Origin of the sequence: Acinetobacter guillouiae CIP 63.46 (genome assembly GCF_000368145.1) — a bacterium.
Taxonomy (GTDB): Bacteria; Pseudomonadota; Gammaproteobacteria; order Pseudomonadales; family Moraxellaceae; genus Acinetobacter; species Acinetobacter guillouiae.
In genome coordinates, this window is record NZ_KB849283.1 from 1,634,030 (window position 1) to 1,653,776 (window position 19,747).

Consider the following 19,747-nt stretch of genomic DNA (forward strand, 5'->3'; position numbering starts at 1 on the left):
AGAATCACCATGAATATTGGAAAACTGTCTCAAACTGTTGGAATATCTGCCAAAATGATTCGTTATTATGAACAGATTGGTCTGATTCCAGCCGTGGGTCGAAGTAATGCAGGCTATCGCTCCTATTCTGACCAAGATGCTGAACGGCTCAAGTTTATTCGAAGTTCAAGATCACTTGGATTTTCAGTTGCAGAGATCGCTGATCTTTTAGATTTGTGGAACAATAAAAATCGACACAGTGCAGATGTAAAGCAACTCGCACTCTCGCATATCGAAAAATTGGAAATCCGTATTACTGAACTACAGAAGATGACCAATACCTTGCAAAATTTAATCAATTGTTGTGCTGGTGATCATCGGCCGAATTGTCCAATTCTTGAGGGTTTGCAAAAGCAAGATATTGAACTTCAAGAAAGCTATCATCAAAATGATTCTCTCTCTGTTTCACCACTTGCACAGCAAAAAGCTAAATAGGATTTAAAAAATTTTAAATCCTCTGCTGATCGGTTTAGGATTATTTAATATTCTTTCTTGCAAAAATAATCCTCCCCCTTGCGAAGTAATACTTCTCACCTTTGTCAAAGGAGGGGGCTTTCCATTACTCAAATTAATTAAGTTTCACTTAACTCCTTCGCCCCAACGTCAACATCCATGTCGCCATGCGGTAGCTACGCCCTGTGTGATTCAATGATGTAAAAAGCAAAGCGACTTAATTTATACTCCTCTATTTAAATTTTAAACCCATAAAAAAACTGCAATCGATTAACGATTGCAGTTCCATTTTTTAAACAGTTCTAGCTTATTTCAGACTATAGGCAATCACATAGTCACCATGATCAGGAGATTGTCGAGCACCGCCCGCAGTCACCATCACATATTGCTTACCTGTTTTAGGTGAAACATAGCTGATAGGTGTTCCTTGGCTACCGACAGGTAAGCGTGATTTCCACAACTCTTTACCTGAGGAAGAATCCAAGGCTCGTAAGTAGTAATCTTGCGTTGCTGCAAAGAATACTAAGCCACCTTGTGTTGCCATTGGCCCACCAATGGTTGGCATACCAATCGGTGCTTTTAATCCCATTTTTATGCCCATAGGTCCAGTGTCTTCCACTGTTCCCATCGGCACTTGCCAAGCGATCTGACGTGTTTTCATATCAATCGCAGTCATGGTGCCATAAGGCGGTTTTTGACATGGGATATTCAACTTCGACCAGAAGCGATCTTTATTGACTTTATAGGGTGTACCTTTCATCGGTACAGCACCCATACCTGTATTGACCTTTTCACCACCATTTGCCTGAATTGCCAAATCTTCAGGTGTTTGTTCAATCAACTGAATCCATAAACCTAAACGCATGTCGTTGACAAACATATATTGATGGCTTGGATCAAAGGCAATACTGCCCCAGTTCATGCCACCCAAAGAGCCAGGGAAACTTAAAGATTTATCTTTACCCGGTGCAGTATATAAGCCTTCATAACGCATAGATTTAAAGCCGATACGACACATAAGCTGGTCAAACGGTGTTGCACCCCACATATCCGATTCAGTCAAAGTTTGATTACCAATTTGTGGCATTTCAACAGAACGTGGTTGAGTTGGGCTATATTGTTCACCCGGAATATCCGCAGCTTTCACTGGTTGTTCAATCACTTGGGTTAATGGTTTGCCTGTTAAGCGATCCAATACAAAGAATTGTCCCGATTTGGTTCCAATCACCACAGCAGGTTGATTCTTACCACCTTTCATTGGGAAATCAACCAAGCTTGGTTGCATCGGTAAATCAAAATCCCATAGGTCATTATGAACAGTTTGATAGACCCATTTTTCTTCGCCTGTTGTTGCATCTAATGCCAAGACAGATGAATTATATTTATGATCCAAGGGTTGACGGTTGCCTCCCCACACATCTACAGATGAGCTACCCATTGGTAAAAATACTGTGTTCATTTTTGGGTCATACGACATTGCTGCCCAAGAGTTTGCTGAACTGCGTTTATAGGTTTCACCTTCTTTTAACACATAGTTTGGATCAGGATTACGTGGATCAAATGCCCAACGCAATTGACCTGTGATCACATCATAAGCACGAATCACCCCACCCGGCATATCTGCGGCAAGGTTATCTGCAATACGACTACCAACCACAATCACTGTGCCCGCAATGGTCGGTGCAGAGGTCACTTCAAAACGTGGCGCGGTGGTTCCTTCACCCAAACCTTTGAGTAAATCAACCGTTCCATCAACACCAAAATCTTTACAACGCTCACCAGTATCAGCATTGACCGCAATTAAACGTCCATCAGGCGTGTTGGTATAAACACGGCGTAGACAAGCGGTATTATTAGCGACAGCTTGAACAGGGGTTGCACCAGCCAAAGTCGGTTGGGTTAGTGCTTGGGTTGAATCGAAGTAAGCCACACCACGACAACGTTCCCATGCATCCGATTTAGAGTTTACTTCGGCTTTCCAAAGCTGTTTACCTGAGTCAGCCTCTAAAGCAAAAATATTGTTATGTGGTGTACATAAGAAAATCTTGTTGCCCACCTGTAAAGGGGTCATTTGATCTTCTGCACCATTGCCTGAACCCGTGGTGAAATCACCTGTACGAAAACGCCATGCTTCTTTGAGTTGATGGACATTATCACGAGTAATTTGATCAAGTGCAGCAAAGCGACTGCCGCCTGCATCCTGACCATAATTCTGCCAGTTACTTTGTTTCAGGTCCGCTTGAACAGGGACCAATGGCAATTCCTGACCTGAAGCTGCAACCGTTGGATGTGGTTGGAACATTTGATAAAGCCCAATCAACATGCCTAAAACTGTGAGTGCACCTAAGCCAAAAGCTGGCAAGCTCGCACTCGGTTGAAACTGGTAACGACGAATCGCGGGTAAAGTAAACATCAATGCAGCAAATAAACCTGCTGGAAACATCAGTCTTGAAAATAAAGGCCAAAATTCCCAACCTGCATCTAGCAATGACCAAATAATTGTGCCCACAAAAACCAAACTAAATAACCAGACACCGAGCGTTTTTTTCTTAAATATAAATATCGCTGATGCCAGTGTGAATACACCAGAAATCACGAAATACCATGATCCTCCAAGTGTTACCAGCTTAGCACCACCAACGGTAAAGAATAGCCCTGTCACAAGTAAAGCCAAAGCTAATATAAAACACCATATTTTTAATACGGTATGTGTCCTTGTAGACTCAGTCATAGGTCATACTCCTAGATTAGAAATTCACACGCATACTCAAACCAGCAACCCATGCATCATCCACTTCTTTTACACCCGCAGGCTGATGGATATATTGTAGGTTGGGTCGTAGCATGACCGCAGGTGACCATTGGTAGGTATAGTTCAATTCAACATTGAGCTCATCACGTTGCACAGGCACATAATCTGTTGCAAACCTATCGTACTGGTCATAGCCACGGCTGTTGTTCGTTGCAATTTGGCGATCTTTATAACGATCATTGACCATATAATTTGCAATACCAAATCCGATTGAATCATTTGGGCGACTGTCAAAAGGTCCTTTGTACCAGAGTGCAAGTTGTTGGGTACTTTGTACTGCCGTGGTGGCTTTATCATTGACCACAGCATTAAAGCTTATGAACAAACCACGTTTAGGATCTTGGCCTTTTTGGCTCAATTGTTGTTGTGCATTGAGCCAAAAACTATGTTTGCTATCATGCACTTTGCCTGCGATCGCAATATCATTGGCTTCTGCTGTCGAGTACAGCGCGCCGACTTTATACTCGCCTGCTAAACCATCAAATGCTGCTAGTTTTGGACGCCATGCCAGTTCTACTGGAATAGTGGCGCCTTTAACATTTCGCATATCCAAGTTAAAACCATCGTTTTTGCCGGTTTTAATGTTGTCAGGATTGACTTCATAAACACCGACACCCAATGTCCACTCAGGTGCAAATTGGTACTTCACATTGGTTCCCCATAAACCTACGGGTAAGTTGTACCAAATTGAACCAATGGATTTACCCAGTTGTCCGCCACAAAGTAATAAGTTTTGGAATTCACATTGTGAACCATTAAAGTCATCCGACATGCCCATACGACCAATCTTGAATTGAACGGTATTGTCAGCAAAGCCTTTTTTGACCCATGCTTGGGTCAGGCGCCAGATTTTGCCTCGCCCATAGATTTCTTGTGAATTGCCCAAAGCACTGGAACGTGGGTCTTTAATGCTTTCTAAAGTTAAAGCATTACCATCACGCTTGGTGATTAAGATATTGGCTGTGGTATCTTTCCAGCCCGCGATTTTATTTAAATCAAAGTTTGCACCCAACGCCAATTGCGCTGCATTTTCAAAGCTGTTGTTGTCGTGATAACCACCGTCTAAATTGGTTGCAGCTTGGCTCATAATAGACGCAGTAAATTTATAGCCGTCTTTTTCCAGTTGTTGGCGTTGCCCATTCCAATCGCCCAATAACCATTGACGATCTTGTGACCAAGCTTGCTCAGCAAAACTACTCTGAGCCATACACACTGCAACTGCCAAACAACTCAGTTTGATCGATAATCCATTTGAACTCATATTAAGCATCCTTACTTTTATTTAAGTTTTACCGCTGAGCTAAGTTCAGATGTTGCACCTAGACGATCTGTGATATTTGCTGTAACAGATGCAACTTTCATTGTCGGTTTCCAAGTCACGCTTGCTGTGCCTTGGGCATTGGTTGCAACAGTGCTTGAGCCTAAATAAAACTCGGCTTCATTTGCGCTTGCTTGTGAGTTTCCAAAAAATTCAACTTGATAACGTTGATTTGGTTGTCCTTTTACTTCTACCGCAATTTGACCTTTTGCTAGGGTCAATTTAGGTGCTTGAATATTTTGATTTGGTTGTGGATTACAGCCTTGTTCATTGGGTTGCTGGCAGGTCTTTTGTAAGTTTGCTGGATCAATTTTTACGCCATGACCACGTGAACCGACAAAGTGTGCATGTTCTAATCCCGGAATATCAAAAATGATCGCACCTAAACGTTGATTGGGCACACAGCTTCCACCCGCTTCACAGCGTTTGATGTCTTTGCCATTATTCCAAATTTGATTTTTGGTTAATGTGATACGCGCATTAGCATCTTTTTCTGAACGAATCGCAACACCGACTCGATTGCCATGGACTTTATTGCTGTCAAAAATATTGCCATCACCTGTAAGGTTAAAGCCATTGGAGTTATTGGTGAGTTCGTTATAGGCAATATAATTGCGTTTGCCCCAGTTGATCTGTAAACCATCTGAATAGTTTTCAAACTTGTTGCCAATCACGGCATTGTCATTGCCCCATAAAATTTCAATGCCTTGTGATGGCTCTGGGTTTGCAGCAGTTGAAATAAAGTGATTATTGGCAACCAAGTTAAATGCAGCACCACGGGTTAGCTCAAGTCCATCACCATTGTCTTGGAAATAGTTATTCAGCACTTTGTTGTTATTGGTGGTGGTCGCAGTCGGATTACCTTTACCATCATCCCCTGTCAACATCACCCCTGCACCGCCATAGTTGTACATAATACGGTTATTTTGGATCAGGTTATTGCTGGCACGGTTCATCAATATCCCAATACAAAAACGACGAATCTCTAGTCCTTGAATGCTGACCCCGTTGATGTCACGTAACACAATCCCCGGTAAAGTTGTGGTACGAACATTGGTTCCGAACTGCCCTTCAACAGCTCCCGGACAAGCTTTAACCCCTGTGCCTTTAATATAATTTGAGCCATCAATCGCGATAAACTCACCTGTTTTTGCCCACTGTGTACCAATGATTTTTACGGGTGCTTTAATTTCTGGCAGTGGACTGTTGACCTTAATGGCATAGGGTGCTTGTCCAACCGCTTGAATCAAAATCTCACTGGCTTCACTCGGCTTGCTGTTGACTTGCTCAATCGCCCAACGTAGTGAACCTTTTTCACTATCATCCTGATAGCGATCCACCACATAGCTTTCCGCCATTGCCAAACCAGAAACCGCTAAGCCAAGTGCCAACGTTGTTAAACGTAATGAAATCATTTTCATGTCTAAAAATTCCTTTTAATTTATGGTGTAGGTTGAACGGTTTTTAATAACTGTTTCAGTTGGGTCACATCAATTTGACCGGGCGCAGAAGCTTCACCGATCATGCCAAAACTAAAGCTGCCGCCCATATTGGCTGTGGCAATTCGAGAAATGGTCCCGAGTTTGCCCATCGACATGGTGAGCAATGGTTTTTTAGATTGCTGACTGACTTTTAAGGTTGCATTCATCAAAGTAAATACATCTTGTTTGCTTTGTGGCATCACTGCAATTTTAAGAATATCTGCGCCAAGCTGATCTTGTTTAAGCAAGCGTTGAACGATTTCTGCTTCATCAGGGGTCTTTTTAAAATCGTGTTTGGACATCACAATCAATACTCTTTTCTCATGTGCCAATTTAACTGTGCTTTTCACCACTTGCGGATCTCGGAACATTTCAACATCCAACATGTCCATAAAGGGTTGGCGTAAATAAGCTTGATAGGTTTTGCCATAATCCGCATCACTGATGGTCAGTTGCCCGCCTTCGTTATGGGTACGAATGGTGGCAATCACGGGTTTAGCCCCTAAAATCTGTTTAAGCTCATGTCCTAAAGCGATGACTTGCTTAGTGTCACTGGCAAAATTGAGCAGATCTATGCGGAACTCGGCTAAATCTGCATCTGGATTGCTGGCAATGATTTTTGCTTGTGCTAAGGCTTGTTCTTTGGTTTTTGCTGTAATTGGGACGATGGTCTTTACTGGGAGTTTTGCCAGTTCTGCAAGTTCAACTGGGCTTGGTGAAACTGGTTGCGCCTGTGTCATTTGAAGGGGCAATATGGGGCTAAGTGCAAGCATCAATGCTGCAAGTTTTTGTAGTTTCATTTTTCATCTTCCTGAATAAATTATCCGTTTGTATATTGCGTTTTCATTTAAGTGCTTTCCGTCTATCTAAATCCCTCCTAATCCCTCCCTTGCGGAACTTCAATCGTTCCTCACCCTTTTTAAAAGGGAGGGGTATCGCGAATCTCAAGACTTCAATAACTTCATATCATGTCCACCTTTTAAAAAAGGAGGCGTGTCACAAATCTCAAGGCTTCAATAAGTTCGTGACAAGCCCCCTTTAAAAAGAGATTTAGGCGATTCCTAGATATCAAAAAATACGGTTTCGTCTTCACCTTGAATGCGAATATCAAAGCGATACACGATTTCACCGTCTACTTCACTGCGTTTTGCAATCAGGGTTTGGCGGCGGACTGCCCACTCAATACTGTTGAGTACCGGATCATTGGCGTTTGCTTCAACTTCATCGTCAAAATAAATACGGGTATGCAAACCAATGTTGATTCCACGAGCAAATAGCGCGACGGCAATATGTGGTGCTTGGGTTGAGCCTTTACGCCCTGCTACAGCCCCCGGTTTAATGGTGTCAAAACTCCAAAAACCTGTTTCAAAATTTGCGCCCGTACGCCCCCAGCCCTGAAAATGAGCATCGGCTGTTTTGTCTTGGGTATCGGCCTGACTTGGATAAACCCCATTGGCATCGGCTTGCCAGATTTCCAATAAGACATCTCGTAATGGCAAACCCAGCCCATCAAACACTTGACCTTCAATACGGATGCGTTGGCCTTGAGTATGCTGCTTCACCAATTGGTTATCGAAGCTATGTTCAAATACTTCAATATTGGCTTGTTGTGGCAATAAACCGATATGTACATAAGGACCACCTGTTTGTGATGGGGTTTCCTTAATTTCCTGAAAATTCCATGCATTCATTGTGTGAGTTCCTTAAGTCAAATCATTTTCAAAATAAGTCGCACGACGACCACGCAGGTGAATATCAAAGCGGTAACAACGACTATCTGATTCTATGAAATTGTTTTTATCTTCTAATGCGATCAAGGCACGACGCTGATCTTCAGATGGAATGGTTTTTAAAATCGGGCAAGTATCTATCAGGGTATCGCCCTCAAAATAGAACTGCGAAATCAAACGTTGTGCCCAACCATCGGCAATCAATGAAAAATGGATATGCGCTGGACGCCATTCATTGATTCGGTTACGCCACGGATATGGTCCCGGTTTAATGGTACGGAAAATATAAAAACCATTTTCATCGGTTAAGGTACGACCACAGCCACCAAAGTTAGGATCCATTGCGCCAATAAATTTGTCATTTGGATGGCGATAACGACCCGATGCGTTGGCTTGCCAAACTTCCAATAAGGCGTTTTTCACAGGGCGACCAAACTGGTCACGCACATAACCGTGCACAATAATTCGCTCACCGACTGGGAGCCCTTCTTTGGCATAGTTCAAAATCAAATCATTGTCTTTTGCACCAAAAATTTCAGGTGAAAAATGCGGTGAAGTGACTTCAGTTAATGTTTCATTAATCGAGATCAATGCATTTTTGGGCGAGCGTAATACACTGGTTTTATAGCCTGGTGTATATGCTGGCGGGTGATCTTCTGTATTCCGTTGCGGATATGCACCCAATGTATGACTTAACATGCCTATCTCCTTAATCCTGTTGTTGTGCAGCGACAGGTTGCACTTCTATTCCGAGTTCTTTAAAAACATCTTCAGCCATGTGCATTGCAGCATTTGCGGCTGGCAGTCCCGCATACAATGAGCTGTGTAAAATCAGTTCTTTGAGTTCGTCCTTGGTAACGCCATTGTTAAAGCAAGCACGTAGATGCATTCTGAGTTCATCTTCTCGTCCCAATGCCAACAAGATAGCAATGGTGACTAAACTGCGGGTGTGCCGTGGTAAACCTTCACGTGACCACACCTCACCCCAAGCGAAACGACTAATAAAGTTTTGAAAATCTTGGTTAAAGTCATTCAAGTTTTCTAAAGAACGACCGACATGTTTTTCACCCAATACTTCGGTGCGGACCTGTAGTCCTTGTTGGTAACGTTGTTCATCATTCATTGAAATTGTCCCTCTTTATGATCTTATGTCTGATCTTGAGAAAGTTAGCTTGCATCGGTATGCGCCACTAAGGATTTAACAAAAATTGCCACAGCCGCAGCGGTTGCAGGAATCATCAATAAGCTTAAAATTGCGGTAAAAGACCAATCATTGCCGAGTAAAACAGCACCAATCCAAGCCCCAAACACTGCACCAAAACGACCGATCCCTGTCATCCATGCCACACCAGTTGCACGACATTGAGTTGGGTAAAAACGGGCACTTAACGCTGGCATTGCAGATTGCGCACCATTGATTGCAACCCCTGCACATAACACCAAAATGGCCAATAATGTTGGGTTGCTGAGGCTTTGACCTACGGCAACAGCAAACAAGCCTGCGATAAAATAGAATGCTGAAATAATGCGGTTTGGGTTAAAACGATCCATTGCCCAACCAATAAATAACGCACTCAACACACCACCAAACTGGAATAGACCGCCAATAAATGCCGCGCGTTCCATGGTTGCGCCGGTTTCACGCATCAAGGTTGGTAACCAACTGGTCAGTAGATAAATCACCACCAAGCCCATAAAGTAGGTTGACCATAACAACACTGTGCCTTTGGCAAATTTTTGGGAAAACAACATGCCAAATACATTTTTCTTTTGTGCCACAGCAGACTGTTCTTCTGGGATATAAAAGCTGTCAGCAAGCTGTACTTTTTCAGGCGCAATATGGCTCAGGATTTTGCGAACTTTTGCAGCATCTCGACCTTTAACAATCAAGAAGCGATATGACTCAGGTAACAGCACAATCACCAATACCATCAGGATCAACGGTGAAATACCACCGAGCAAAAATAAGCTGTGCCAACCAAAGGCAGGAATCAGCCAACTACTGACAAAACCACCTGTGGCCATACCCAAGTTATAACCACAAAACATACAGGTCACGAGCAGTGAACGAACACGGTTCGGGCAGTATTCTGAAAACAATGTTGTGGCATTTGGCATTGCTGCGCCTAGACCAATACCGGTTAAAAAGCGCAGTACAACCAAACTGTCTAAGTTTGGCGCATATGCGGATGCCAAGGTAAAGCCGCCAAAAATCAACATTGAAATGGTTAATACAATCTTGCGTCCAAAACCATCCGCAGTAGGTCCTGAAACCAATGCACCAATGATCATTCCACCCAGTGCTGCACTCATTACAGGTCCAAGTTGAGAGCGATCAATCCCCCAATCTTGTGCCAAAGCAGGTGCAATAAAGCCCATCGCAGCCGTATCAATTCCATCAACAAATACAATGAGAAAACAAATAATTGCAATCATCCATTGATACTTGCTGATCGGTGCATCATTAATGAGTGCCTGAGCATCCATACTATTTTTTGGGGCAGCAAATTCCTGTGCCATAGTTGCCTCCTTGTAGGCGAATTCCTTTCTAACCCTAGACGGTTATATGTTCTGAATAAACTTGGACAATGCCTGATTGAACACTTGTGGTTGTTCAATATTGGACAAATGAGAAGCTGCCAAGATTTCAAGTTGACTGGTTGGAATGGATTGATGCATAAACTCTGCATCCTGAACCGTCGTTACAGGGTCATATTGACCTGCGATAATTAAAGTCGGGATTTGAATTTGATTGAGCTGATCTCGAACATCGGCATCCGCCAACGCTCGACACGCATTGGCATAGCCTTGTGCAGGCGTCACAGCTAAACTTTGAATGGTTTTTTGAGCAAGCACATCATGTGCATAATCAAAATGCTCACTAAACCAACGTGTATGTGTGGTTTTGACAATTTCAGCCAGTCCGTGTTGCTCAACGCTATCGGCACGGGTATTCCACGCTTCAGCTGTACCAATTTTCGCGGCTGAGTTTGCAACGGTGATGCTATAAAAACGCTCAGGGTATTCAATTGCCAATGTGAGTGCAGTGATGCCACCCATTGAAATTCCACAAAAATGTGCTTTTTCAATATGCCATGTATCTAAGATATCAATCACATCGTCTGCAAAGTTTTGCAGTGTACTGTTGGCAATCACATCACTCGCACCATGCCCGCGGGTATCATAAGTGATGATCTGATAGTGTTGCGCCAAAGCATCTACTTGCGCTTGCCACATACCATGATCCGTTCCGAGTGAGTTAGAAAATATAATCACTGGTGCATCTTTTACGCCTTGGATTTGAACCGCAAGTTGCTGTCCTTGACGATTGTTAATTTTCATACTGATTTTCATCATTTAGACACTCCTTGTGCTGCTTGTAGTACGGCATCAATTTGTGCCTGAATATTGCCCAAGTAAGCGGCTGGTTTGAAAATCTCATCTAATGCCTGTGCACTTAGATGGACATTCACCTCAGTCATTGCTGACAATACCGTTTTTAAATGTTGCTGTTGCGCGATGGCTTGCTGACAAGCTTGCTCAACCAAATGATGCGCATTTAAACGCCCAATTTTGGGTGCCAGTGCCATCATTGCCGCTTCTGCCATGATCAAGCCCTGAGTACACTCAAGGTTGCGCTGCATGGCTTGTGCATCGACTTGCATATGTTCAAGCACATCCGTAGTGCGTTCTAAAGCACCTGCACATAACTGGAAAATTTCAGGAATCACTAACCATTCTGCATGCCAAGTGCCTAAAGCACGTTCATGTTCTTGCAGCATATTTTGGTAGACACTTGCCATTAATGCAGGAACACGGTTGGCTGCTGCAAGTACGCAAGCGGCTGCAACTGGATTACGTTTATGTGGCATGGTGGATGAGCCACCACGACCTTTTGCAGTGGGTTCAAAGACTTCAGCAATTTCAGTTTGCATCAGCAAAGACCAGTCTTTTGCCATCTTGCCAACATTACCGACGATCAGGGCAAGTACACTGGCAATTTCAACGATGCGGTCACGCTCACCATGCCATGTACACTCAGGTGAGGTTAAATTCAACGCCGCAGCATAGGCTTTAACCACAGCTGAACCTTGATCTTGTAATGATGCCAATGAACCTACAGCCCCACCGAGTTGAGCAGTAAGAACGCGGCTTTTCATCTCGCTTAGACGATCAAGATCACGTTTAAATGCTGCAGCCCAACGTGCAAACTTATGTCCTAAGGTGATCGGTAAAGCTTGCTGTAACCAAGTGCGACCAATCATGACTTGGGCACGATACTGTTGTGCTTGGTCTAATGAAACTTGATAAGCCTGTTGTAATTGTTTTTCGATCAGCCCTAATGCATCACGGCATTGCAGAATCGTCGCTGTATCAATAATGTCTTGGCTGGTTGCGCCCCAATGTACATAACGCGCTGTGTCTTCATCATATTGTTTTACAATCGCAGTAAATTGCTTTACCAAAGGAATCGCAATATTTCCCGCAAGAGCCGTCGCGGTTGCCAATGCTTCAAAATCAATTTTTGCTAGGGCCTGTTGTCCAACTTGTTCAATGATGCTGGCAGCGGATGGTGGAATCACACCCACTTGTGCCTGTGCTTTTGCCAAAGCCACTTCGGCTTGGATCATATAACCCAATAAGGCATGATCGCTAAAGATTGCTGTGACATCAGGCTGATAAAATAAGCTGGCGTATAACTGGCTCATCAGGTACCTCACTCAACACGTTGAATAATTAATGCAATACCTTGACCTACCCCAATACACATTGAACATAAGGCATATTCACCTTTGATCTGTTCAAGTTGATTTAAGGCTGTGGTCACCAGTCTGGCACCTGATGCACCCAAAGGATGACCTAAAGCAATTGCACCACCATTGGGATTGACGCGTGCATCATCATCTGCCAAACCTAAATCACGGGTTACCGCCAAAGCTTGGGCAGCAAAGGCTTCATTCAGTTCAATCACATCCATTTGCGCTAAACTAAGATCAGCTTGTTTAAGCAGTTTCTTGATTGCAGGCGCGGGTGCAAAGCCCATAATTCTTGGTTCTACACCCACCGTGGTTGCTGCAATAATTTTGCCACGTGGTTTTAATTGGTATTTTTCTACAGCTTCATCTGAAGCAATCAATAACGCCGCTGCACCATCATTAATCCCAGAGGCATTGCCCGCCGTGACCGTACCATCAGCTTTGACCACACCTTTGAGTTTTGTCAGTGCGGCTAAAGTGGTTGATGCACGTGGATGTTCATCGGTATCCACAAGCACAGCATCGCCTTTACGCTGTGGAATAGTGACAGGCACAATCTCATTTTTGAAAAAGCCTTGAGCTTGTGCTGCCGCAGTACGTTGTTGGCTGTTTAGCGCAAACTGATCTTGATCCGCACGGTTAATATTGAATTGTTCTGCCACGTTTTCAGCGGTTTGTGGCATGCTGTCCACACCATACAATTCTTTAAGTTTTGGATTGATAAAACGCCAGCCCATGGTGGTGTCTTCAATCTTTTGACTGCGTCCAAAAGCACTGTCCGACTTACCCATCACATAGGGCGCACGGCTCATGCTTTCTACACCACCGGCAATGATTAAATCTGCTTCATTGGCTTTAATGGCACGAGCTGCCATGGCAATCGCATCCAGTGATGATCCACATAAACGGTTGACAGTGGTTGCTGGCACTTGGTATGGCACACCTGCTAATAATGCTGACATACGCCCGACATTACGGTTATCTTCCCCAGCCTGATTGGCACAGCCATAAATCACATCATCGACTTGCTGCCAATCTACTGTTGGATTACGTTGTATCAATGCTTGAATTGGAATTGCACCAAGATCATCTGCACGTATTGGCGCAAGACCACCGGCATAACGACCAAATGGAGTACGGATGGCATCTATGATGTAAGCGTTTTTCATGTTGTTTATATCCTTAAATAATCTCCCTTGCGCTGCTACAGCAGCAGCTCACCTCTTTTACAAAGAGGGGAACTCACTCCATTATTTATTTAGGTGAAGTCCCCCTTAACAAAGGGTGAGGAACGATTAAAGTTCCGCAAGGGGAGATTTAATCATTCCGCAAGGGAGGGATTTATTATCCCTGTGTCGCATCAATCAATTGAGCGCCCGTCAAAGCCTGTAATTCTTCAAAGCTCAGACCTGCAACTTTTTCAAGCACTTTTAAGCCATCTGTGGTCACATCAATCACGCATAAGTCAGTATAGATACGATCAACACAATGCTTACCTGTTACTGGATAGCTCAGCTCTTCTACAATCTTGGGTTCACCTTGCTTAGTCACATGGTCGGTGGTGATAAACACTTTCTTGGCCCCTACAGCCAAATCCATTGCACCACCCACCGCAGGAATTGCATCAGGCGCACCGGTATGCCAATTGGCAAGGTCGCCATTAGCCGCCACTTGGAATGCGCCCAATACAGCAATATCCAGATGTCCGCCACGCATCATGGCAAAAGAATCACCGTGATGGAAAAACGAGCCACCCGTTAGCATGGTGACATATTCTTTGCCTGCATTAATCAGCTCAGGATCTTCTTCACCTTTGGCAGGTGGAGGACCAAAAGCCAATAAACCATTTTCAGAATGCAGGAATACATCTTTGTCTGTTGGCAGATATTTTGAAATCTTGGTTGGTAAACCAATACCTAAATTGACATAAGCCCCATCGGGAATATCTTGGGCAACACGTTCAGCAATTTGGTCACGGCTTAGTTTTTGGTAGCTCATTGTTATTCTCCATTACCATTGGCTGTATCAACTGCAACCACATGCTGAACAAAAATCCCTGGGGTAATAATATGCTCAGGATCGAGTTGACCCAATTCAACCAGCTCTGAAACCTGCGCAATGGTGACATCTGCAGCCATCGCCATGATTGGACCAAAGTTACGTGCTGATTTGTTATAAACCAAGTTGCCCCAACGGTCGCCTTGATGTGCTTTAATCAGTGCGAAGTCTGCTTTAATCGGATATTCAAGCACGTAGTCTTTTCCATCGATATGACGGGTTTCTTTACCATCTGCCAATAAGGTGCCAAAACCTGTTGGGGTAAACACTGCACCTAAACCCATCCCAGCAGCTTGAATACGACACGCGAGATTACCTTGAGGAACCAGTTCCAGTTCGATCTTGCCCGCATGATAGAGTTCATCAAATACCCAAGAGTCAGACTGACGTGGGAAAGAACAAATGATTTTACGGACTGCACCCGATTTAAGCAGTTTAGCCAGACCGTAATCGCCATTACCTGCATTATTATTGACAATCACCAGATCTTTAACGCCAAGTTCAATCAGCCCATCGATCAGCTCTGCGGGTTGTCCTGCTGTTCCAAAGCCACCAATCATAATGGTTGCACCATCTTTGATTTGTGACAGAACCTCGGTCAATGAGGTGGCGTTTTTATCAATCATCTGACTACTTCCTGTACTATGAATCACTCATTTGTTTCATCCTAGAAACCGATGAAACATAAGTTGAGTGTTTTGTTCGGATTTCTTATCTTTATTCTTGATAAATTTTATATTTACTTCTAGGCTTAAAGACAGAATTTGTTCGATCATCATTTTTTATGTTCGATGATCGAACATTATCCCACTAAAACAGTCTGATTTTGATTGAGTATAATTTTAATGCAATTGGCTTTAAAATAAGGATCTGCGTTATGGATGATGAACACAACAAAACCACCCGATTAATCCATCATGCTGAAAATAAAAAGATCATTCGCCATGAAGATTTTATTGCAGGGATTGCAAAAGGCTTGGCAATTTTGGAATGTTTTGGGCCTGAACGACACCGCTTGAATATCAGCACTGCGGCTGAAAAAACCGGAATGACCCGTGCAGCAGCGCGTCGCCAGTTACTCACATTAGAATACTTAGGCTATTTAGACTTTGACGGACATTACTATTATTTAACCCCGAAAATCCTTAAATTCTCTGGTGCTTATTTAGATGGTTCCCCTTTACCTAAAATTTGCCAACCCTTATTAAATTTATTGACCAATCAAACCTCGCTGATTTATTCCGTCATGGTGCTAGATGGTTATGAAGCGATTACCATTGCACGTAGTGCTGCACACCAACAAACAGACCGTGTTAACCCGTATGGCTTACATTTAGGTAATCGCCTGCCAGCACATGCAACCTCTGCGGGGAAAATTTTATTGGCGCATTTAAATATCGAAGAACAAAAACAGTGGCTGACCCAGTATCCATTAAAGCGTCTTACTAAATATACCTATACTGACAGTGAAGCCTTTATAGAATTACTGCATGAGATTAAAGAACAAGACTGGTGTTATTCCTGTGAAGAACATGAATTGGGGGTGCATGCTGTGGCAGTGCCAATTTATGATTCGAATGCGGTTGTTGTTGCCGCACTCAATATTGTCTCTCCTACCATACGTACAACCAAAGATTATTTAATTACGCATATTTTACCGTTACTGCAAGAAACAGCGCGGGATTTACGTCAAGTGATTTAATGGCTATTGAGATAACAAATTTAGCAAATTAAGGATTTACGCCTCCTCAATCATGAGCCACAACAACCTGATTTATTGGTAGCCTCTTTATTGGTAGCCGCCAACATGTGGGATATTTTTTTGCACATCAAACAGATGGACCAAGGCTGGTAGAATCGCAATCAATGACTCTTTAGCGCCTTGGCGACTACCTGGCAAAGTAATCACCAAACTCGTGTCAATATAGCCTGCAATGCCTCGACTAAGTGCCGCATAAGGAGTACGTCTCTGACCAAAACTACGCGAAGCTTCCATTAAGCCGGGGATTTCGCGTTGGAGTAAAGGTTGAATGGTCTCCACCGTTAAGTCTTTTGGGCCTAGTCCTGTTCCACCAACCGTCAAAATCAGCGGATAATGATTTTTTTGTTGTTCAATTAACGCCAACAACTGTTCTGGAGAGTCAGCAATCACTTGATAGTTCACTTGACTAAAATTGGCTTGTTCAAGAATTTCTAAAACATTTTGCCCTGCTGTATCAGGTTTTTTCCCTGAAGCAACGGTATCTGATAAAACAATCACTGATGCAGATAAAGTCTGTTTGAGCGTTCGGGTAAAATGCGATTTACCACCTATTTTCAGTTGTAATTTACATTGGTCAAGGCATAAGTCTTCAGGTTCGCAATGTGGTTTAAGCATATCGTATAGAGTTAAACCTGCCAAACTGACTGCGGTAAGCGCTTCCATTTCTACGCCCGTAGGGCCAATGGTTTCAACCGTTGCAATAATTTCAACATGTTGTTCATGTAACTCATATTCAACATCTGCACGATATATCGGTAAAGGGTGACATAAAGGAATCAGTTCATCTGTGCGTTTTGCTGCCAAAATTCCAGCAATACGTGCCGTTTTTAGTGCATCACCCTTTTCGGTATTTCCTGTGCGTAACAGTTCTATGCAATGTGCAGACGCATATAAAATTCCTGTTGCTACTGCTGTCCGATAGCTATCTGCTTTCATCCCTACATTTTTCATTGCCTGTTCCTGATATGGCGGTATTTTTTACATGACAAAACATACTTTGTGAAGAACACACTTTGTGAAGTTTGCTCGATATGTTTTTACATATGCCATTGATAAATTGTCTGTTCATACTGTTTGCTTAACAACACTTGCTGTTCAGCTTCATGATCCTTTTGTTGACTACTGTATTCTGAATGCGTGTGCCCTAAATGTGTAGATTTGGAATGATGTGCAAAAGAATGATTGTGCTCAGAATGTCGATGCGCTGATTGCTGCGCTTGAGAATGATGATGCTGAGGTTGATTGTGCTGAGATAAATGGTCATCAGAAGCGACATGATCATGCTCACAGTCATGGTGGTGAAATGAATCCTTTTGTACTGAATGATCTTGTTCCACATCATCATTTCGAATACAACAACCCGCAACATATTGGCTCGTGCCATCCAGATAAAATTCTTCTTTCCATACGGGAACCTCATGTTTTACCCGTTCTACTGCTTCTTCACAGGCTGCAAATGCTTCACGGCGATGCGCTGCATAAGCAATCGCAATAATGGCTTTTTCACCGATGTTTAAAGCACCAATACGATGAATAACCCGTACATAAGCCACTGCAAATTTTTGTTGAATCTCTTGCTCAATTTGGCGAATCATTTTTTCTGAAACAGGCGCATAGGCGGTATATTTCAGTGCTTTGACCGCTTTGCCTTCATGATGATTACGTACTGTTCCAATAAAGATGCCAATGCCACCGCATTCAGGAAAGTCTTGAATCGGGTCAAAACTGTCTTGAGTTAAGGCTGTATCCTGAATTCTGTTGAATTGTTTAAGCGTTTGTTCAAATGTATGCATATCAACCTCCCGCAACAGGTGACAGTAAAACCACAGTACTATCCGATGTTAATAAGGTCTGACGTGGGATAATCTCTTCGCCTATTGCACATGCACAACGCTCAAGCATGTTTCCTGCATGGGGATAAGCGCGTACCACATAATTCAAAATATCCGAAATCCTCATTTCAGACTCACATTGCAGAGTTAAATCAGTCGGCAGTAAACGTTCAATTGCACCAAAGCATTCAATTTTTACGGTCATGTGCTGCTGGATATCTTTGAATTGATTGGCAATGTTTGCCGAGTCTGGTGTATTTGGAATAGTAAATTGATCTGACATATTAACCTCCAATCATATACATACTGATTTTTCGAGATGATGAATGTTTTGATTTTGGCTGTTGATAAATCTCATCAAAGCCTTGTTTTTTCTGCCAAATATAATCAGACAAAGTATCTTGTAATTGCCTATGCTGTGGCGAATCTAATGTTATTGGCGAATATACAGCTGCATTTGGTGAACTGGTTTGCGCTAATCGGAGAGGCTCTAAAACAGGTGAATCTTGATTCAGTGCCTTAATTTGTGCTTTTAGGCTGATCCCCTTTGGCGCAAATAGACAATTATAAAAATCACCTTGTGCGGTTAAACGCACACGGTCACATGTGCCACAAAATGAATTGGTAATGGTCGAAATGATGCCAATCGGATAACCATCAATAAAATACTGCCGTGCAGGCTCGGAAGACTGTCCTTGCTGTAAAGTGACAACAAAGTCATGCTGTAATTGAGCTAAAATTTCTTGCTCACTGACAATATTAGTTTGCGACCAAAGACCAGCACCATCCAAAGGCATAAATTCAATAAATCGCACGGTAAAATGGTGTTGAATCGACCAGTGTGCTAAGGGCAAAATCTGATCATCATTGATGCCTTTGATCAATACAGCATTGATCTTGATCTTAAAGCCTGCTTGTTGTGCTGCGACAATGCCCTCTAACACGGGATGTAGTTCTTTTTGAGTCAGTGCCTTAAATTGTGCTGGATCTAGACTATCCAGACTGATATTCAAGTCATCTAAACCCGCTTGTTTTAACTGGCTTGCGTATTGTTTAAGATAGTGTGCATTGCTGGTCATTGAAATACGTTTGAGCCCCAGCTTTCTTAATTTTTGTAGCTCATCAATAAAGTGCACCACACCTTGACGCATTAACGGCTCACCACCAGTGATCCGAATCTGTTCAATGCCATGTCGCACCATAAACTCACAAAACACATAAAGTTCTTCAAAACTGAGTAAATCGTGTTTTTTCATCCATTCAGGATGTTCGGGCATACAATAGACACACTTAAAATTACAGCGATCTGTCACTGAAATTCGGAGTTTACGCTTGCTACGACCATATTGATCGACAAAAGCCGTTCCCACTTCGTATTGTGTCATTGCATTCATTTACACATCCCAAGCACGATTTAAATTCAAGATTGTTTAAAACTTAAAATCTGCGCTATTTTATTGATCTTGAAATTGCAAAAAGTGTTCCAACTTTGATCATTCACCAAT

General features: G+C 42.9%; 18 protein-coding genes and 1 pseudogene. 2 read left to right on the forward strand and 17 right to left on the reverse strand.

The window, feature by feature from the left end; all coding sequences use genetic code 11:
• Positions 1-9 precede the first annotated feature (9 nt).
• Positions 10-474, forward strand: coding sequence for a Cu(I)-responsive transcriptional regulator (cueR, locus tag F981_RS12695; protein ID WP_004722127.1), 465 nt, complete (start codon positions 10-12; stop codon positions 472-474).
• Positions 475-799: 325 nt separating this feature from the next.
• On the opposite strand, the gene F981_RS12700 is transcribed toward cueR, so the two are convergent.
• From F981_RS12700 to F981_RS12760, 13 genes are all read right to left on the reverse strand, one after another.
• On the reverse strand, positions 800-3,223 hold the full coding sequence (locus tag F981_RS12700; RefSeq protein ID WP_004722129.1) for a glucose/quinate/shikimate family membrane-bound PQQ-dependent dehydrogenase: 2,424 nt from the start codon (positions 3,221-3,223) through the stop codon (positions 800-802).
• Positions 3,224-3,239: 16 nt separating this feature from the next.
• Positions 3,240-4,565, reverse strand: a complete 1,326-nt coding sequence (locus F981_RS12705) for a carbohydrate porin (protein ID WP_004722131.1) — start codon at positions 4,563-4,565, stop codon at positions 3,240-3,242.
• A 17-nt stretch (positions 4,566-4,582) separates the two neighbouring features.
• Positions 4,583-6,043: a NosD domain-containing protein gene (locus F981_RS12710; protein ID WP_004722133.1), complete on the reverse strand. Its 1,461-nt coding sequence runs from the start codon at positions 6,041-6,043 to the stop codon at positions 4,583-4,585.
• A gap of 20 nt (positions 6,044-6,063) precedes the next feature.
• The gene (gene aroD, locus F981_RS12715) at positions 6,064-6,903 is read right to left on the reverse strand and encodes a type I 3-dehydroquinate dehydratase (RefSeq protein ID WP_004722136.1); all 840 of its coding nucleotides are present in this window, start codon (positions 6,901-6,903) and stop codon (positions 6,064-6,066) included.
• Positions 6,904-7,164: 261 nt separating this feature from the next.
• Positions 7,165-7,794: a protocatechuate 3,4-dioxygenase subunit alpha gene (pcaG, locus tag F981_RS12720; protein ID WP_004722138.1), complete on the reverse strand. Its 630-nt coding sequence runs from the start codon at positions 7,792-7,794 to the stop codon at positions 7,165-7,167.
• Between the two features lie 12 nt (positions 7,795-7,806).
• The gene (gene pcaH / locus F981_RS12725) at positions 7,807-8,532 is read right to left on the reverse strand and encodes a protocatechuate 3,4-dioxygenase subunit beta (RefSeq protein ID WP_004722139.1); all 726 of its coding nucleotides are present in this window, start codon (positions 8,530-8,532) and stop codon (positions 7,807-7,809) included.
• Positions 8,533-8,542: 10 nt separating this feature from the next.
• Positions 8,543-8,956: a 4-carboxymuconolactone decarboxylase gene (pcaC, locus tag F981_RS12730; RefSeq protein WP_004722141.1), complete on the reverse strand. Its 414-nt coding sequence runs from the start codon at positions 8,954-8,956 to the stop codon at positions 8,543-8,545.
• A gap of 44 nt (positions 8,957-9,000) precedes the next feature.
• Complete coding sequence (locus F981_RS12735; RefSeq protein WP_004722142.1) at positions 9,001-10,353, reverse strand: 4-hydroxybenzoate transporter PcaK; 1,353 nt, start codon at positions 10,351-10,353, stop codon at positions 9,001-9,003.
• Between the two features lie 42 nt (positions 10,354-10,395).
• A complete protein-coding gene (gene pcaD, locus F981_RS12740) occupies positions 10,396-11,181 on the reverse strand; it encodes a 3-oxoadipate enol-lactonase (RefSeq protein ID WP_085944130.1) in 786 nt (261 codons plus the stop codon).
• A gap of 5 nt (positions 11,182-11,186) precedes the next feature.
• A complete protein-coding gene (pcaB, locus tag F981_RS12745; protein WP_004722146.1) occupies positions 11,187-12,542 on the reverse strand; it encodes a 3-carboxy-cis,cis-muconate cycloisomerase in 1,356 nt (451 codons plus the stop codon).
• An 8-nt stretch (positions 12,543-12,550) separates the two neighbouring features.
• Entirely contained in the window at positions 12,551-13,759 is a 1,209-nt protein-coding gene (pcaF, locus tag F981_RS12750; protein WP_004722147.1) for a 3-oxoadipyl-CoA thiolase, read from the reverse strand.
• Between the two features lie 175 nt (positions 13,760-13,934).
• A complete protein-coding gene (locus F981_RS12755) occupies positions 13,935-14,588 on the reverse strand; it encodes a 3-oxoacid CoA-transferase subunit B (RefSeq protein WP_004722148.1) in 654 nt (217 codons plus the stop codon).
• A gap of 2 nt (positions 14,589-14,590) precedes the next feature.
• Positions 14,591-15,274 (reverse strand): 3-oxoacid CoA-transferase subunit A, encoded by a 684-nt coding sequence (locus F981_RS12760; protein WP_004722150.1) that lies wholly within the window; start codon positions 15,272-15,274, stop codon positions 14,591-14,593.
• A 251-nt stretch (positions 15,275-15,525) separates the two neighbouring features.
• On the opposite strand from F981_RS12760, the gene pcaU reads away from it, so the two are divergent.
• Complete coding sequence (gene pcaU, locus F981_RS12765) at positions 15,526-16,350, forward strand: IclR family transcriptional regulator PcaU (protein WP_004722152.1); 825 nt, start codon at positions 15,526-15,528, stop codon at positions 16,348-16,350.
• An 87-nt stretch (positions 16,351-16,437) separates the two neighbouring features.
• Here the strand turns inward: pcaU and moaCB are convergent, their stop codons facing one another.
• From moaCB to moaA, 4 genes and pseudogenes are all read right to left on the reverse strand, one after another.
• Positions 16,438-17,361, reverse strand: a complete 924-nt coding sequence (gene moaCB, locus F981_RS12770) for a bifunctional molybdenum cofactor biosynthesis protein MoaC/MoaB (RefSeq protein ID WP_004722154.1) — start codon at positions 17,359-17,361, stop codon at positions 16,438-16,440.
• A gap of 388 nt (positions 17,362-17,749) precedes the next feature.
• Positions 17,750-18,203, reverse strand: a pseudogene (locus tag F981_RS24225) (molybdenum cofactor biosynthesis protein MoaE); the annotation flags it as partial.
• A 1-nt stretch (position 18,204) separates the two neighbouring features.
• Complete coding sequence (locus F981_RS12780; RefSeq protein WP_035372134.1) at positions 18,205-18,447, reverse strand: MoaD/ThiS family protein; 243 nt, start codon at positions 18,445-18,447, stop codon at positions 18,205-18,207.
• Between the two features lie 79 nt (positions 18,448-18,526).
• The gene (gene moaA / locus F981_RS12785; RefSeq protein WP_004722158.1) at positions 18,527-19,636 is read right to left on the reverse strand and encodes a GTP 3',8-cyclase MoaA; all 1,110 of its coding nucleotides are present in this window, start codon (positions 19,634-19,636) and stop codon (positions 18,527-18,529) included.
• Between the last annotated feature and the right edge of the window lie 111 nt (positions 19,637-19,747).

What these genes read in the sequence shown, in the direction of transcription:
- moaCB (WP_004722154.1), bottom strand. Translation starts at nt 17,361, where the DNA reads ATGAAAAATGTAGGGATGAAAGCAGATAGCTATCGGACAGCAGTAGCA.
- pcaU (WP_004722152.1), top strand. Translation starts at nt 15,526, where the DNA reads ATGGATGATGAACACAACAAAACCACCCGATTAATCCATCATGCTGAA.
- cueR (WP_004722127.1), top strand. Translation starts at nt 10, where the DNA reads ATGAATATTGGAAAACTGTCTCAAACTGTTGGAATATCTGCCAAAATG.
- pcaC (WP_004722141.1), bottom strand. Translation starts at nt 8,956, where the DNA reads ATGAATGATGAACAACGTTACCAACAAGGACTACAGGTCCGCACCGAA.
- F981_RS12700 (WP_004722129.1), bottom strand. Translation starts at nt 3,223, where the DNA reads ATGACTGAGTCTACAAGGACACATACCGTATTAAAAATATGGTGTTTT.
- F981_RS12735 (WP_004722142.1), bottom strand. Translation starts at nt 10,353, where the DNA reads ATGGCACAGGAATTTGCTGCCCCAAAAAATAGTATGGATGCTCAGGCA.
- F981_RS12780 (WP_035372134.1), bottom strand. Translation starts at nt 18,447, where the DNA reads ATGACCGTAAAAATTGAATGCTTTGGTGCAATTGAACGTTTACTGCCG.
- pcaB (WP_004722146.1), bottom strand. Translation starts at nt 12,542, where the DNA reads ATGAGCCAGTTATACGCCAGCTTATTTTATCAGCCTGATGTCACAGCA.
- F981_RS12755 (WP_004722148.1), bottom strand. Translation starts at nt 14,588, where the DNA reads ATGAGCTACCAAAAACTAAGCCGTGACCAAATTGCTGAACGTGTTGCC.
- F981_RS12705 (WP_004722131.1), bottom strand. Translation starts at nt 4,565, where the DNA reads ATGAGTTCAAATGGATTATCGATCAAACTGAGTTGTTTGGCAGTTGCA.
- moaA (WP_004722158.1), bottom strand. Translation starts at nt 19,636, where the DNA reads ATGAATGCAATGACACAATACGAAGTGGGAACGGCTTTTGTCGATCAA.
- pcaF (WP_004722147.1), bottom strand. Translation starts at nt 13,759, where the DNA reads ATGAAAAACGCTTACATCATAGATGCCATCCGTACTCCATTTGGTCGT.
- pcaG (WP_004722138.1), bottom strand. Translation starts at nt 7,794, where the DNA reads ATGAATGCATGGAATTTTCAGGAAATTAAGGAAACCCCATCACAAACA.
- F981_RS12760 (WP_004722150.1), bottom strand. Translation starts at nt 15,274, where the DNA reads ATGATTGATAAAAACGCCACCTCATTGACCGAGGTTCTGTCACAAATC.
- aroD (WP_004722136.1), bottom strand. Translation starts at nt 6,903, where the DNA reads ATGAAACTACAAAAACTTGCAGCATTGATGCTTGCACTTAGCCCCATA.
- pcaH (WP_004722139.1), bottom strand. Translation starts at nt 8,532, where the DNA reads ATGTTAAGTCATACATTGGGTGCATATCCGCAACGGAATACAGAAGAT.
- F981_RS12710 (WP_004722133.1), bottom strand. Translation starts at nt 6,043, where the DNA reads ATGAAAATGATTTCATTACGTTTAACAACGTTGGCACTTGGCTTAGCG.